We start from the raw sequence: 13,732 nt of genomic DNA, 5'->3' as shown, positions 1-13,732 counted from the left end.
TGCTTTGGCTCTCTGTAGAGCCGAGCCCATGCTCGGCTGCTTTGGCTCTCTGTAGAGCCGAGCCCATGCTCGGCTGCTTTCCTACCGATCCACCACGCAGGCCAGGAACCTCGCCAGCACCGGGTTGCGGTTGTCCGCTTTCCAGAATACCACCTGCTGCACGCGCGGCGCGTCCTTCAGGCGAACGAAGGACACGCCGGGCATGCCCATGCGCTGCAGCGAGGCCGGCACCAGCGCGATGCCCAGCCCTTCGCCCACAAGGCTGACGATGCTCTGCTGAAGCTGCACCTCCAGCCGCACATCGGCCTGAAGGCCGGCGGCATGGAAGCTGGCTTCGATGGCCTCGCGCAGGGTTGGCACCACGTCGGCCGGCGCGGTGATCAGTGCCTCGCCTGCCAGGGCGGTGATATCGACGCTGCGGCGGCGGGCCAGGCGATGGTCGGCCGGCACCACCACGCACAGCGGCTCTTCCTGCAGCGGCAGCAGTTCCAGCCCGCGCAGCGACGCCGGCGCAAAGCCGATACCCGCATCCAGCGCACCCGAGCGGACGCCGTCCAGCAGGGCCATCGGCAGCGCCTCACGCAACCGCAGCTGCACCTGTGGATGCGCGGCAATGAAGCGACGGGCCAGCGGCGGTACCGAGCTGTGCGCGGCATGCATCATGAAGCCCACCTGCAGCTCGCCCAGCTCGCCCGCACCGACCTGGCGGGCAGCGTGGCAGGCCTGCTGCAGGGCATTCATCACCCCGCGGGCGTCTTCCTGGAAACGCTGGCCGGCGGCTGTCAGGCGCACGTGGCGCGAGTCGCGCTCCAGCAGCGCCACGCCCAGTGATTCCTCCAGCGCGGCGATCTGCCGGCTCAGCGGCGGCTGGGTGACATTGAGGCGTTCGGCGGCGCGACCGAAGTGCAGGGTTTCAGCGACGGCCAGGAAGTAACGCAGCGGGCGGATGTCGATCATGCGCGAATGGTATCGCTGATGCCCGTTAAAAGCATTGGAAGGTATTGATGATGGCGCGTAGCCTGCGCGGCATTCCCTCCCTCCGCGCTGCCCATGCTGTCCGTCCTGGCCATCGTCCTTCCCGTGTTCGCGTTGATCTTTGCCGGCTGGCTGGCCCGCCGCAGTGGCGCGCTGGGCCCGCACTCGACCAGCGAACTGAACCGGTTCGTGGTGCAGCTGGCGCTGCCGGCGCTGCTGTTCGACGTGGTCGCCAACGCGCACTGGCAACAGTTGTGGCACCCGGGCTTCATCGCCAGCTTCGGCGGTGGCACGGCGCTGCTGTTTGCCGCCACGGTGTGGTGGCGCCGACGTCGCGGCCACGCGCTGGCCGATGCCAGCATCGACGGGCTCAACGCCGCCTATGCCAACACCGGTTTCGTCGGCTTTCCGCTGGCGGTGGCCGCGCTCGGGCAGTCGGCGCTGGCGCCGACCCTGGTCGCGACCCTGCTGACGGTGTGCGTGTTGTTTGCCGCCGCCATCGTGCTGATCGAGATCGGCCTGCAGCGTGAGCAGCGCCTGCATCATCTGCTGGGCAAGGTGGCGCGCTCGCTGCTGCGCAATCCGCTGCTGCTGGCGCCGCTGGCCGGCGTGCTGCCGATGGCGCTGGGCCTGTCGGTGCCCGCACCGGCGGAAACGTTCCTGAAGCTGCTGGGCGGTGCGGCGGCGCCGTGCGCGCTGATCGCGCTGGGCCTGTTCCTCGGAGAGCGGCGCTCGCCCGTGCCGGGTGCTGGGCGCAGTGCCGTGGTGCTGGGCGGGTTGAAGCTGCTGGTGCACCCGCTGCTGGTGTGGCTGCTGGCCACGCAGGTATTCGCACTGCCGGCCGCGCTGGCGCACGCCGCCGTGCTGATGGCCGTGCTGCCCACCGGCACGGGCCCCTTCATGCTGGCCGAGTTCCACCGCCGCGAAGCATCGACCACGGCGGCCACGGTACTGGGAACAACCCTGTTGTCCCTGCTGACGGTGACGGGATATCTGGCGCTGCTGCAACGGTAGAGCCGAGCCCGTGCTCGGCTGCCTTTCGCTCTCTGTAGAGTCGAGCTTGCTCGACTGCTTCTGCCGCTTCAGTCGAGCAAGCTCGACTCTACAGAACGCAAGCGCCCTCACCGCACCAGCGTCACCGCCTGCCCGGCACGCGCGAACGCTTCGCCCAGCAGCGGCCCCTGCTTGATCGCCTCCACTTCGGCGAACAACGCCTGCAGCGCGTCTGCCGGCCGCGAAGCCGGGGCGGCCACCGCCTGCTGGATCGCGGTGAAACGATCAGCCAGCACCCGATGGCCGGGATGCGCCTGCGCCCAGGCCTGCAAGGGTTGGCGGACGCCCGCCGCCGCATCCAGCTGCTGCTGGTCGAACAGCTCGATCGCCGCTGCCGAGGTGGCGGCGCGTTCGATCTGCGCGTGCCGCAGTTCGCGGCTCAGGTACAGGTCATAGGCCGCACCGCGGCCCACCGCGATACGCACGCCTTCGCGGTCGAGGTCGGCCACCGTGCGTGCCGGGCTGGCCTCGCGCAGCAGGTAGGTGCCTTCGATTTCCACGTAGGGCGCACTGAAGGCAATGCGGTCGGCACGCGCCGGGTCCACCGCCAGGAAGGCCAGGTCCCAGGCGTCGTCAGCGGCTGCGGCCACGACCGAAGCTGCTGCCTCGTGGCAGGTGAAGCGGGCCTGCACGCCCAGCCGCTGCGCCAGCGCCGTGGCCAGTTCCAGCGATGGCCCGCGCGGCGATCGGGCATCGCCCTGGGCCAGCACCGGGTTGCCCAGGTTGATCGCCACCCGCAGGTGGCCGTGCGGTGCCAGCGCGTGGCGGTGGTCGGACAAGGGCATGTGGTGCTCCAGCAGGACGCGGGGGAGCTTCAGCATGCCAGCGGCGGCGTGCGGACCGCGTGCGCGTGCGCTTACGCCTGTGCGGCAAACGTGCCGTGGAAGCCCAGCGGCACCGCATAGGGCAGCCACGCCTGCGCCAGCGGACCGTCCTGCACGTGGCGCGCATCGAGCACGGCAAGGCCACTGCGCTTGTTCACCGGGTCCAGCAACGTTCCGAGCAGCCAGCCATCATCGGGATTGCGGCTGCCGGGGCGGGGCACGAACACATGCTCCTCGGCCATGATGTCGCTGCCGTAGCGCCACACCTGGCGGCGCCCGCGCTCCACGTCGAACGCCGCGACTGCATTGAAGTACGGCGTGTTGCTGGCGCCATCGACCGTCGGTGCATACAGGCGGGCGGCGCGGCAGTCGGGTGTGCGCGGGTCGAACAGCGGGAACTCCACCGTGCTGATGCCCGTGTCCTGCCAGCGCGCCTGGCCGCGGCGCAGGTCCAGGTGCAGTTCCACCAGGGTGCTGTGGCCGTTGGTGGCATGCGCGCCGTCGCCGGCCATCGCTTCCTTCATCGGCGAACGCGCTTCGTCCATGTTGTCGCGGCGCACGGCGCGCACCACGATGCCGTCCTTGCTCCGGTGCGCGTCACCGAAGTGGTAGATCGCCGCGAACGGTGCTTCAAACCACTGCGCCTTGTCCGGGGCGTCCTTGGCGACCACCGCGATGTTGGCCGCGCGCTGCGGTGCGAACTGCATGCGTTCGAAGAAGCTGCCGCCGCTCTCCTTGAAGTCGAAGGGCGCCAGCACGAACACCAGATGCGTGTCGGTCATGGTGAAGGCATGCAGGTAGCCGCGGCCGGGCGTGGCGATCACATCGGCGCTGCGCAGCTGGCCGTCCTTGCCGATGTGCCAGACCAGCAGGCCGGCGCCCCCCATCAGGCTGATCGAACCAAAGTTCCAGACGCTGCCGTCGCGGTCCACCAGCGGGTGCGCCGAGAACGGCAGGGCCGCCAGGTCGGGTCGCCAGGTCACCGGGCCGATGGTTTCCAGAGAATCGGGGTGGACCTCGAACGCCGAACCGGATTCGCACAGGGCGAACACACGGCCATTGAGCGCCATCACCGAGGTGTTGGCCACGTTGGCATCGTCGTTGTTGCGCACCGCCTGCGCGTTGGGGACGCTGGTGCCGGCGGCGGGGTAGAGGAAGCGCCCGGCCTTCTGTTCACGGGTGAACTTGGGCGTGGCCACCATGCGTGCGCGGTGGGTCAGGCTGCCGTCGCCGTTGAAATGCCAGCCGTGGACCATGCCGTCGCCGTCGAACCAGTGGTCGTAGCGCAGGGTGCCGCGCTCGCTCCAGGCCGGGCCGTTGCGGTACAGGGTGCCGGCCAGGCCGGCGGGCAGCCGCCCCTGCAGCTGCACCGTGGCCGGGCCCAGCGTCTCGCTGCTCACCCCGCGCCAGCCCAGCAGCCATGGATGCGCCTGCAGGCCCTGGGCGAACTGCGCCGGGTCGTTGGCGAAGGCCGGGGCGCTGCGCAGGGCGGTGGCGCCCAGGGCCAGGCCAGCGGTGCTGCTGATCAGGGTACGGAGGAAGCGGCGACGATCCATGGCGGGCCTCGGTGCAGGTGGGAAATCAGCGCAGGGTGATGTCGATGGCGGTGCCGGCGACGGGCAGCGTGAAGCGGGCTTCCTCGAAGGTCGGCTTGCGCATCACCTGCGGATTGTTGCTGAAGCCGTAGCCTTCGATCGGCATGCCCACCAGGTTGGTGTCGAGCTTGCCGTTGTCATTCTCGTCGTGGGTCAGCAGCACGGCGTAGCTGCCGGCCGGAAGATCCTTGAAGGTGAAGTGCAGGCTGTCGCCCTGCGGGTGTGCCTGCTGTGCCTGCACCGGTGCGGCCTTGCCGTTCCAGGCCTCGTCGGAGGACACCAGCGCGGCGCGCAGGGTGCCGGTCTGGGCGCGGACATCGTGCACGTTCACGGTCAGCTCGGCGGCATGGGTGCCGCCGGTCAGCAGCAGGCCAGCAAGCAGGGAGCAGGTCAGGGCGGTGCGGATCATGGCGGCAGTTCCGTCTGGAGGTGTGGGGCCAGTCTGCGCCGGGGCCTGGCCGGGGTTCAGGGCCAGTGGTCATCGATCCGACGTGCCAGAAGTCACTTTCTGCGCCGGACCCATTGCCGTCGGGGGCCCGCGCCGGTCAGCATGCGCCCATGCCCAGCCTGCTCCGCCATCTGCTGCGTCCCCTCAGCCTCGCCGGCGCGGTCACCGTGCTGGTGGTCGGCCTGTCGTTCGGCGTGCAACGCAGCGATGCCGGGGCGAGCCTGCTGCTGCTCGGTCTGTTCCTGCTGTTGTTCGTGGCGCACGGCTGGGCGCGGTTGCCCACCCGTGTGCGTGCGGTGGCCGCCGTGCTGCAGGCGCTGCTGGCCGTCGCCCTCATTGCCCTGCAGCCACGCACGGGCACTGCACCGGTGCTGCTGGTGGTGCTGGTCGCACAGCTGGCCGAGCATTGGCCGCCGCGCTTCGTGCTGGTGGTTGCGCTGCTGGCCAACCTGGCCGAGTACGCTGTGCTGCGCCACAGCGGTTTCACCCAGCCGCTGCTGGTGGTGCTGCTGTACGGCGGGTTCCAGGCCTTCGCCGCGCTGACCGCGCACTACGCGCGCAGCACGGCGCTGGCCCGCGACGAGCTGGCGCGGGTCAACGCCGATCTGCTGGCCACCCGTGCCCTGCTGGCCGACAGTGCCCGCGATGCCGAGCGGCTGCGCCTGGCGCGCGAGCTGCACGACGTGGCCGGGCACAAGCTCACGGCCATGCGCCTCAACCTGCGGGCGCTGGCCGCCGATCCGGTACTGGCCGGGCGCGAGGGCCTGCAGACCGCCGAACAGCTGTCCGGCGAACTGCTGTCCGACATCCGCCAGGTCGTGCAGTCCATGCGCGATGACCGTGGCCTGGACCTGGATACCGCCCTGCATGCACTGGCCGCGCCGTTTCCGCGCCCGCGCCTGCAGCTGCAGATTGCCGATGGCGTGCGGGTGACCGACCCGCGCACGGCCGAGACCGTGCTGCGCCTGGTGCAGGAAGCCCTGACCAATGCCGCACGGCATGGCGAAGCCGATAACGTGTGGCTGACAATGACGGAAGAGGAATCCAGGTTGCGTATCGATATCCGCGATGACGGCCAGCGCGCCGAGCGCATCCGCGAAGGCAATGGCATTTCCGGCATGCGCGAGCGGCTGGCCGACGTGCACGGCCAGCTCGAGCTGGCCCGTACCGCGCAGGGTGGCATGCACCTGATCGCACGGTTGCCGGCATGAGCGGTGCACCGATCCGCGTCGCCCTGGCCGATGACCAGGCCCTGGTCCGTGCCGGGCTGCGTGCGCTGCTGCAGGGGCTGGGCGTACAGGTGGTGCTGGAAGCCGAGGATGGCCAGGCGCTGCTGGATGCACTGGCGACGCAGCCCGTGGACGTGGTGCTCAGCGATATCCGCATGCCCGGCCTGGATGGCATCGGGGCGCTGCGCCAGCTGCGCGCCCGCGGCGATGCCACGCCCTGCCTGCTGCTGACCACCTTCGATGAAAGCGACCTGCTGCTGCGCGCCAGCGAAGCGGGTGCACAGGGGTTCCTGTTGAAGGATGCGGCGCCGGCCGACCTGCGCGAGGCGATCGAGCGGGTGGCCGCCGGCGAAACCCTGCTGCTGCCGGTCAGCACCGAACCGGTGCGCTCGCGCTACCGTTTCCACGACGAAGCACCGCCCAGCGATACCTTCGGCGAACGCGAAGTGGCCATCCTGCGCCTGCTGGCCGGCGGCTACAGCAACAAGGAAATCGCGCGCAGCCTGTTCCTGGCCGAAGGCACGGTGAAGAACTACGTGTCCACCATCCTCGACAAGCTCGGCACCCGCGACCGTACCCGCGCGGTGCTGAAGGCGATTACCCTGCGCATCATCTGAAGCGGAGTGGTGCAGCGATGAACCCTGTCATGCATGTCGAGATTGCGGTGGCCGACCTGGCCCGCGCCATCGCGTTCTACCAGCAGTGGCTGCAGGTGGAGATCGACGCCCCGGTGCATGTGCACGACTGCACGATGGCCTACCTGCCGTTCGATGATGACGCCGGCGGCGCCAGCATGGCCCTGGTGCACGGCGCGGACTATCGCCCGTCCGAGCGGGGCGCGCGCATCTATATCGGCGTCGATGATCTGGACGCCAGCCTGGCCCGCGCGCTGCAGGCCGGTGCCGCGCTGCGTTTCGGCCCTGCCGAGGCCGGCGGCTGGCGCGTGGCGGAGATCGCCGACAGCGAAGGCAACCGCATCGCCATGCAGGCCCCGGTAGCGACCTGACAGCCCTCTGTAGAGCCGAGCCCATGCTCGGCTGCTTCTGATCTTCTGTAGAGCCGAGCCCATGCTCGGCTGCTTTTGATCTTCTGTAGAGCCGAGCCCATGCTCGGCTGCTTCTGGCAGAGGCAGCCGAGCATGGGCTCGGCTCTACACAAGCGCCGGTTGAGCGGACAACACGCTCTACAAGACCGTCGCCTGCCACCGCTGCAGCCACCCGGCAATGGCCGGGTCCAGCCGCGCATCCTCCGGCAGCCTTATGCCAAACCCTTCCTGCAGCACCTGCCGCACGTCGGCCACGTCGCGCAGTGCGCGCTTCTCCGGCACCTTTCCCGGGCGGTACTCGGTGTAGTGGCCGCTGCCAACCGTGCGGCGGCCCTCCGGCCAGGTCAGCGATGCACGCAGTTCCCCGGGGAAACTCGACTGCGGGTGTGTGCACACATACCAGTTGCCCACCTCGTTGTCGGCGGCCGCGGGCGACGCCAGGTCGAAGCGGTACAGCGGCCGCCAGTCCTCGCCGCTGCTGGCCGCCAGCAGGAAATCGCCATCGTCCAGCCGCTGCAGCCGATAGCGCTCATGCGGCGTGTCCTGCGCCGACGTCGCGTGCAGGCGCAGCGGCACGGTCGGGGTCAGGCTGCCGAAGCCGGCATCCACCAGCCAGTCCTCGCCGTCCAGGCGCACCCGGATCAACAGGTGCGTGCGCGGCGTCAGTTCACCTTCGCTGGCCGACAGCAGCACGCGCGCACTCAAGGCATGGGCGTCGAAGCCCAGCGCCTGCAGCAGCGCGAGGAAGGCGCCATTGAGCTCGAAGCAGTAGCCCCCGCGCTGCGCCTCCAGCAGCTTGCACTGCACGCTGTCCAGATCGATCGGCACGGGGTCGCGCAGCAGGCAGGTCAGGGTCTCGAACGGCACATGGGCGTTGTGGCGCTGCTGCAGCAGGGTCAGCCCGGCCAGGGTGGCCGGCGGCGCGGCCTGCAACTGCAGGCGCTGCAGGTATCGGGGGATGTCGAGCGCGGTCATGACGGCACCAGGCGGGGCAGGGGCACCTACTGTGCAACCGCAACCGGGGTTGAGGTCAAGGGCGGGCCTCGATGTCATCGCCCCGTCGCCTGCGGCCGGTACAAAGACCGCGACCGCCGGCTCGGCGGCCCGATGCGGAAAACAGTCCTAAAGTCTTTCTGATCCAGGCCGATACAGGTGCGTCCTTTCGCCTGGAGTCTGTCATGTCGACCGCGGTTGTTCGCCTTCGGTCCCTGCGCACCCGCCTGGTTGGGCTGCGCTCGGCGTTTCCTGCCCTGTTGCGCTGGCTGCAGCCGCACCGGCTCAGCGTGGCCGACAAACTGAAGGCCACCCTGTGGGTCTGCGGCCTGGGCCTGGTCGCCATTGCCGGCGCCTACGCGTGGACCGGCCACGCCAGCGGGCAGGCCGCCCGCACCCAGGCCAGCTACCAGCATGGCAGCGATCTGGCGGCGGCGCTGGCCACCCGCGTGGCCGAAGCGCGGCGACTGCAGACCCAGTATGCGCGCAGTTTCGATGATGCCGACCGCAGCCAGCTGCTGGCCACCCAGCAGGAACTGAAGGACGACTTGCAGGCGCTGCGCGCGATGCCGATGGATGCGGGCCGCCGCAAGGCGCTGCAGTCCCTGGCCGAGGCGGTCGACGGCTTCTCGCAGGGCATCGCCGCCCTGTTCGAGCGCGTGGATGAAATGGGCCGCGGCGATGCCGGCCTGGCCGCGCAGCTGCAGCAGGCCGCCGATCCACTGCAGGCGAACGTGGCCGCGCTGCAGCGTCCGGCACTGGAGCTGCACGTGCAGAAGATGCGCCGGCAGGAGGCCCTGCTGCTGCTCGATGGCGACTCCACCCACGCCGACCGGGCCAGCGAGGAGAAGCTGCCCTTCGACCTGGCCCTGGCCGGGCTGCCGGCCGAGGCGCAGGAACGCCTGCGTACCGACATGGATGCCTACCAGGCGGCGCTGCTGGGCTATACCGCCGCACGCGTCGGCCTGGATGTGGAAGCACAGTCGCTGGTCGATGCTGCGGCCGGCGTGGCGCCGGCACTGGCCGCGTTCCAGAAGGCACAGGTGCAGGCGCTGGCCCAGGCGCAGGCACGCCAGCAGGCCGGTGCACGCACCCTGAGCGTGCTGTTCGCCGCGACGCTGGCCCTGGTGGCTGGCGTGCTGATCACCAGCCTGGTGCTGGTGCTGCGCGCCGTGCGCCGCCCGATCCAGGACACCCTGCGCTTTGCCAGTGACATCGCCGACGATCGCCTGGACACCACCCTGCGCGTGCACAACGCCAACGATGAGATCGGCCAGCTGGCGCAGCGCCTGATCGACATGCAGCAGCGCCTGCGCGCGCGCATCGAGGAGGAGCGCGCGGTCGCCCGCGGCAACACCCGCGTGCGCCAGGCACTGGACAGCGCACAGACCGGGTTGATGGTGATCGATGCGGAAGGGCAGGTGGCCTACGCCAATCCCGCGCTGCTGCAACAGCTGGGCATGCAGGCCGACGCGCTGGTTGGCAGCGATGCCGTGCGCCTGCACCCGGCGATGACCAGCCTGGCGGGCGTACGCCGTCGCGAGGAGCGCGAGATCAATCATCTCGGCGTGCGCTACCAGCTCATCGCCAACGCCATCATCGACGAGGATCACTTCCTCGGCGTGGCGGTGGAATGGCGCAGCCGCGCGCTGGAAACCCTGCTGGAAACCGAAGTGGCCGCGCTGGTCGACGCCGCCGCACACGGCGAACTGCACGGCCGCATCGCCCTGGAGGGCAAGCAGGGCTTCGTGCGCACGCTGTCCACCAGCATCAACCACCTGCTGGCCACGTTCGAAACCAACCTGGGCGACCTGCAGGCGCTGCTGGCGGCACTGGCCCGGGGTGACCTGAGCGTGCGCATGGAAGGCGACCTGCAGGGCGTGTTCGCGCGCATGCGCGACGATGCCAATGCCACCGTCGGCCAGCTCGGCCGCATCGTCACCCGCATCCAGCAGGCCACCTCGCGGCTGGACGTGGGCGTGGGCGAGATCGTTGCCGGCCACCATGATCTCTCGCAGCGCACCGAGCAGCAGGCGGCCAACCTGGAAGAAACGGCTGCGTCGATGCACGAGCTGACCGACACCGTCGGCCGCAACGCCGATGCCGCCGGCCGTGCCGATGCGCTGGTGCAGGGCGCGGCGGCGGTGGCCGCACGAGGCGGCCAGGCCGTGGGCCAGGTGGTGGCCACCATGCACGGCATCAGCGAAGCGTCGCGTCGCATCGGTGACATCACGCAGCTGATCGATGGCATCGCGTTCCAGACCAACATCCTGGCGCTGAACGCCGCCGTGGAAGCCGCGCGTGCCGGCGAACAGGGCCGCAGTTTCGCCGTGGTGGCCTCCGAAGTGCGGTTGCTGGCACAGCGCAGCGCCGAGGCCGCCAAGCAGATCAAGGGCCTGATTGAAGACTCGGTGGCCCGCGTCGGCCAGGGCAATGTGCAGGCCGAACAGGCCGGTACCACCATGGGCGAGATCGTCGGCAGCGTGCAGCAGCTGGCGGAACTGCTCACCGCCATCCGCAGCGCATCGCAGGACCAGCATGCAGGCATCGCCCAGGTGAACCAGACCATCGTGCAGATGGAATCGAGCACCCAGCGCAATGCCAGCCTGGTGGAGGAAGCCGGTGCCTCCACCGCGCACATGCAGACGCAGGTCCAGGCTCTGGCGGAAGCGGTATCGGCGTTCCGCCTGCAACCGGAGCGACGCCCGCGCGCGGCGGCGTGATGGAACTCCGGTGGTGCCGGCCGCTGGCCGGCATTGCCATGGTCATGCCGGCCAGCGGCCGGCACTACCAGAGGTGGATCAATACACGTCGCGGCGGTAGCGCCCGCTCTCCAGCAGCGTCTCCACCGCATCATCGCCCAGCGCCGCACGCAGCACCTGGTCAACGCCTTCGGCCATGCCCTGCAGCGAGCCACACACGTGGATCACCGCCCCACGCGCCAGCCATCCCTGCAGTTCCGCCGTAGCGGCCTGCAGCTGGTGCTGCACGTAGCCACCGCCATCGGTATCACGCGAGAACGCCAGGTCAACGCGTGCCACGTGGCCCTCGGCCTGCCACTGCGCGATCTCCTCGCCGAACAGCTGGTCGTACGCGCGCTGGCGCTCGCCGAACAGCAGCCAATGGCCGTGTTCGCCATGCTGGGCGGCTTCGCGCAGCAGGCTGCGCAGGCCGGCAATGCCGGTACCGTTGCCGACCAGCACCATCGGCGCGCCGGCCTGGCGGTGGAAGCCGGGGTTGCGGTGCACGCGCGCGGCAATGCGGCTGCCCAGCGGCGCATGCAGCGACAGCCAGCCCGAGCCCAGGCCGGGGCGGCCCGCAGCGTCGTGCACCAGACGCACCACCAGTTCCACTGCACCATCGGCGGCGCACGACGCGATGGAGTACTCGCGCCCGGGCAGCATCGGCAGGCCCGCCAGCCACAGCGCAGCGTCCTGTACCGGCAGCGCGGCGCCTTCGTCGGGCAGCACGCGTTCGCCTGCCAGGTCCAGCAGCGTGCGGGTGCCACCGTCGAGCAGCAGCGGCTGCAGCGGGTCCAGCCCGCGTGCTTCCAGCACCGTCGTGGTGTGCTGCACGCTGTTGCGCGGTGCGATGTGCAGGATGTCGCCGGCCTGCCAGGTCGTGTCGGCAGGCGGTGCCAGCCGGATCTTCCAGATCGCGCCGCCCAGGCTGCCCGGGTTCAATGTTTCGCGTGCCAGCAGCTGCCAGTCGTGCATCTGCGTGGCCGGCGGCAGCACGCTGTCATCGGTGTCGATGCCGGTCAGTGCGCCCAGCTCGCGCTGCCACTGGCGCAGCGCCACCACCGAGGCGGCATCCACGTCGATGCGCGGGAACAGGGGCTGTGCCCCGTTGCCTGCCAGCCACGTGTCGACCGCAGCGCCGAACGCGCAGTAATGCGGATACTGCCGATCGCCCAGCGCCAGGACGCCATGGCGCAGGCCCGAGAGATCCACGCTCTGGGCCAGCAGCAGGCGTGCCGCACGGCGGGCGCTGTCGGGCGGCTCGCCATCGCCGAAGGTGCTGAGTATGAACAGGACCTGCGAGCTGTCCTGCAGCAGCGCAGCCGTCACCCGCGCCAGCGGCAGCACCTGCACCGGGTGGCCGGCGGCCTGCAGCTGTGCCGCCGCGCGCCAGGCCAGCTGTTCGGCCAGGCCGCTCTGGCTGGCATGGATCACCCGCCACGGCGTGCCTTCGCCGCCGCTTTCCTGCCCTGCGGGCAGGGTCTGCCGCAGCGCACGTGCCGCGCGCTGGCTGCGCCGGCGGTCCAGGTACAGCATCCAGCCGGTGATGAAGAACAGGCTCATGGCCAGGCTGCTGAGCATCACCACCACCCGGCCGGGCAGGCCGAAGTAGCTGCCCGAATGCAGCGCGAACATGCTGGTGGCCAGCTTGCCGCCGCTGCCCTGGCGTTCGTAGGGGCGCGCTTCCAGCAGGGCGCCGCTGGCCGGGTCCAGCTGCAGCAGGTCGTGCGCGCGGTCGTGGTGGCCGCCACGCAGGGCAGGGTCACCGGACATCACCCGCACGTTCAGCACCTGGCCCGGCTTTTCCGGCAGGCGCAGGTCGATGTAGCCGCTGCGCACGCCGGGCTGCGCATACAGCGTGTCCTCCACGTGCTGCAGATCGAGGGACGCATCCGGGGCGACCTTGTGCTTGGCCGGTGCAGGCACGCCCAGCACGCTGTTGGCCGCGCTGCGGTACCAGTCGAACGACCACCACAGGCCGGTCAGCGCACTCATCAGGTAGATCAGCAGCACCCAGGTGCCGACCACCGAGTGCAGGCTCCACAGGAAGCCCCGGCCGCTGCGTTTCCATTCCACTGCCAGCCAGCTGCGCCAGTGCCACCAGCGCCGTGGCCAGCGCAGGTAGAGGCCGGACAGCGCGAAGAACAGCAGCGCGATGGCGCAGCTGCCGACCACGACCTTGCCGCGCTCGCCAGCGGCCAGGTGCCGGTGCAGGTCTTCGACGAAGTCGAAGAACGCCTGGCCACGCAGGTGGCTGAAGCGTTCGCCGTTGTAAGGATTGAAATAGACCCAGTGATCCTTGCCGCCAGCGAAGCGCGCCACTGAGGGGCGCTGGCCGGTGGCATCCACGCGCAGTCGCTGCAGCGGCCGATCGCTGCCGGCCTGCAGCAGCGGCACCAGTTCGCTCAGGGCCAGGGCCTGCTGTCCGTCGGCGTGGTGCTCGGCGATGGCGGCGAAGCCGGGATTGGCCGCGCGCAGCAGCTCGTCCTCGAAGGACAGCGTGGCGCCGCTGAGGCCCATGATGGCCAGGAGGGTGCCAGCCGTGATGCCCAGCAGCCAGTGCAGTTGGAACAGGACGTTCTTGAACATCGGGGAGAGAGGCCGTTGAGGCTGCCGCCCGCATCCTGCGCAACAGCAAATGAGAATTAATCCGTAATTCTCCGGGCGGGGACGGGCTGCGGTCAAGGAGGGTTTTATTGCAGGGCTTGCAGCCCTGCACCCGCCGAATCAACGTCAACATCAACGTCAAAAGCTGGCATTCCGTGGGTTGGCGGGGTGGGTCCGGTTGAGGGGGACGCCGTAAACCCATCCATGAAGTGACCCCCTCAA

11 protein-coding genes are annotated in these 13,732 nt (G+C 69.9%); 5 read left to right on the top strand and 6 right to left on the bottom strand.

The genetic code is table 11. From position 1 onward, the window contains the following. Positions 1–81 precede the first annotated feature (81 nt). Positions 82–957, bottom strand: a complete 876-nt coding sequence (locus tag QMZ26_RS06155) for a LysR substrate-binding domain-containing protein (protein ID WP_200733389.1) — start codon at positions 955–957, stop codon at positions 82–84. Positions 958–1,050: 93 nt separating this feature from the next. Between QMZ26_RS06155 and QMZ26_RS06150 the strand changes: the two genes are divergently transcribed. Continuing rightward, a complete protein-coding gene (locus QMZ26_RS06150) occupies positions 1,051–1,989 on the top strand; it encodes an AEC family transporter (protein ID WP_283220899.1) in 939 nt (312 codons plus the stop codon). 107 nt (positions 1,990–2,096) lie between these two features. On the opposite strand, the gene QMZ26_RS06145 is transcribed toward QMZ26_RS06150, so the two are convergent. The 3 genes from QMZ26_RS06145 to QMZ26_RS06135 form a co-directional block, all read right to left on the bottom strand. After that, on the bottom strand, positions 2,097–2,813 hold the full coding sequence (locus tag QMZ26_RS06145) for a transporter substrate-binding domain-containing protein (RefSeq protein WP_200733391.1): 717 nt from the start codon (positions 2,811–2,813) through the stop codon (positions 2,097–2,099). Positions 2,814–2,884: 71 nt separating this feature from the next. Next, entirely contained in the window at positions 2,885–4,408 is a 1,524-nt protein-coding gene (locus QMZ26_RS06140; RefSeq protein WP_283220898.1) for a carotenoid oxygenase family protein, read from the bottom strand. Between the two features lie 25 nt (positions 4,409–4,433). Next, positions 4,434–4,856 (bottom strand): DUF2141 domain-containing protein, encoded by a 423-nt coding sequence (locus tag QMZ26_RS06135; protein WP_283220897.1) that lies wholly within the window; start codon positions 4,854–4,856, stop codon positions 4,434–4,436. Positions 4,857–5,005: 149 nt separating this feature from the next. Here QMZ26_RS06135 and QMZ26_RS06130 point away from each other — a divergent pair, with 149 nt between their 5' ends. From QMZ26_RS06130 to QMZ26_RS06120, 3 genes are read left to right on the top strand one after another with little or no spacing between them, the layout of a single operon-like run. After that, positions 5,006–6,106, top strand: a complete 1,101-nt coding sequence (locus QMZ26_RS06130) for a histidine kinase (protein ID WP_283220896.1) — start codon at positions 5,006–5,008, stop codon at positions 6,104–6,106. Continuing rightward, on the top strand, positions 6,103–6,741 hold the full coding sequence (locus QMZ26_RS06125; protein ID WP_079223725.1) for a response regulator transcription factor: 639 nt from the start codon (positions 6,103–6,105) through the stop codon (positions 6,739–6,741). Before QMZ26_RS06130 ends, QMZ26_RS06125 begins: the two co-directional genes overlap by 4 nt. 17 nt (positions 6,742–6,758) lie before the next feature. Further along, positions 6,759–7,130 carry a VOC family protein gene (locus tag QMZ26_RS06120; protein ID WP_345782659.1) on the top strand — a complete coding sequence of 124 codons (372 nt, stop codon included), beginning with the start codon at positions 6,759–6,761 and terminating at the stop codon, positions 7,128–7,130. Between the two features lie 177 nt (positions 7,131–7,307). On the opposite strand, the gene QMZ26_RS06115 is transcribed toward QMZ26_RS06120, so the two are convergent. After that, positions 7,308–8,144, bottom strand: a complete 837-nt coding sequence (locus QMZ26_RS06115; protein WP_283220894.1) for an arylamine N-acetyltransferase — start codon at positions 8,142–8,144, stop codon at positions 7,308–7,310. A gap of 203 nt (positions 8,145–8,347) precedes the next feature. Here QMZ26_RS06115 and QMZ26_RS06110 point away from each other — a divergent pair, with 203 nt between their 5' ends. Further along, positions 8,348–10,885 (top strand): methyl-accepting chemotaxis protein, encoded by a 2,538-nt coding sequence (locus QMZ26_RS06110; protein ID WP_283220893.1) that lies wholly within the window; start codon positions 8,348–8,350, stop codon positions 10,883–10,885. A gap of 78 nt (positions 10,886–10,963) precedes the next feature. Here the strand turns inward: QMZ26_RS06110 and QMZ26_RS06105 are convergent, their stop codons facing one another. Continuing rightward, positions 10,964–13,492: a sulfite reductase flavoprotein subunit alpha gene (locus QMZ26_RS06105; protein ID WP_283220892.1), complete on the bottom strand. Its 2,529-nt coding sequence runs from the start codon at positions 13,490–13,492 to the stop codon at positions 10,964–10,966. Positions 13,493–13,732 lie beyond the last annotated feature (240 nt).

This window comes from Stenotrophomonas sp. PFBMAA-4 (assembly GCF_030053215.1).
Classification (GTDB): domain Bacteria; phylum Pseudomonadota; class Gammaproteobacteria; order Xanthomonadales; family Xanthomonadaceae; genus Stenotrophomonas.
The sequence above is the reverse complement of the archived record's forward strand: the minus strand, read 5'-3'. Positions and strand labels throughout refer to the sequence as shown.

Coding starts and splice junctions, on each gene's coding strand:
- QMZ26_RS06155 (WP_200733389.1), bottom strand. CDS start 957: ATGATCGACATCCGCCCGCTGCGTTACTTCCTGGCCGTCGCTGAAACC.
- QMZ26_RS06150 (WP_283220899.1), top strand. CDS start 1,051: ATGCTGTCCGTCCTGGCCATCGTCCTTCCCGTGTTCGCGTTGATCTTT.
- QMZ26_RS06145 (WP_200733391.1), bottom strand. CDS start 2,813: ATGCCCTTGTCCGACCACCGCCACGCGCTGGCACCGCACGGCCACCTG.
- QMZ26_RS06140 (WP_283220898.1), bottom strand. CDS start 4,408: ATGGATCGTCGCCGCTTCCTCCGTACCCTGATCAGCAGCACCGCTGGC.
- QMZ26_RS06135 (WP_283220897.1), bottom strand. CDS start 4,856: ATGATCCGCACCGCCCTGACCTGCTCCCTGCTTGCTGGCCTGCTGCTG.
- QMZ26_RS06130 (WP_283220896.1), top strand. CDS start 5,006: ATGCCCAGCCTGCTCCGCCATCTGCTGCGTCCCCTCAGCCTCGCCGGC.
- QMZ26_RS06125 (WP_079223725.1), top strand. CDS start 6,103: ATGAGCGGTGCACCGATCCGCGTCGCCCTGGCCGATGACCAGGCCCTG.
- QMZ26_RS06120 (WP_345782659.1), top strand. CDS start 6,759: ATGAACCCTGTCATGCATGTCGAGATTGCGGTGGCCGACCTGGCCCGC.
- QMZ26_RS06115 (WP_283220894.1), bottom strand. CDS start 8,144: ATGACCGCGCTCGACATCCCCCGATACCTGCAGCGCCTGCAGTTGCAG.
- QMZ26_RS06110 (WP_283220893.1), top strand. CDS start 8,348: ATGTCGACCGCGGTTGTTCGCCTTCGGTCCCTGCGCACCCGCCTGGTT.
- QMZ26_RS06105 (WP_283220892.1), bottom strand. CDS start 13,492: ATGTTCAAGAACGTCCTGTTCCAACTGCACTGGCTGCTGGGCATCACG.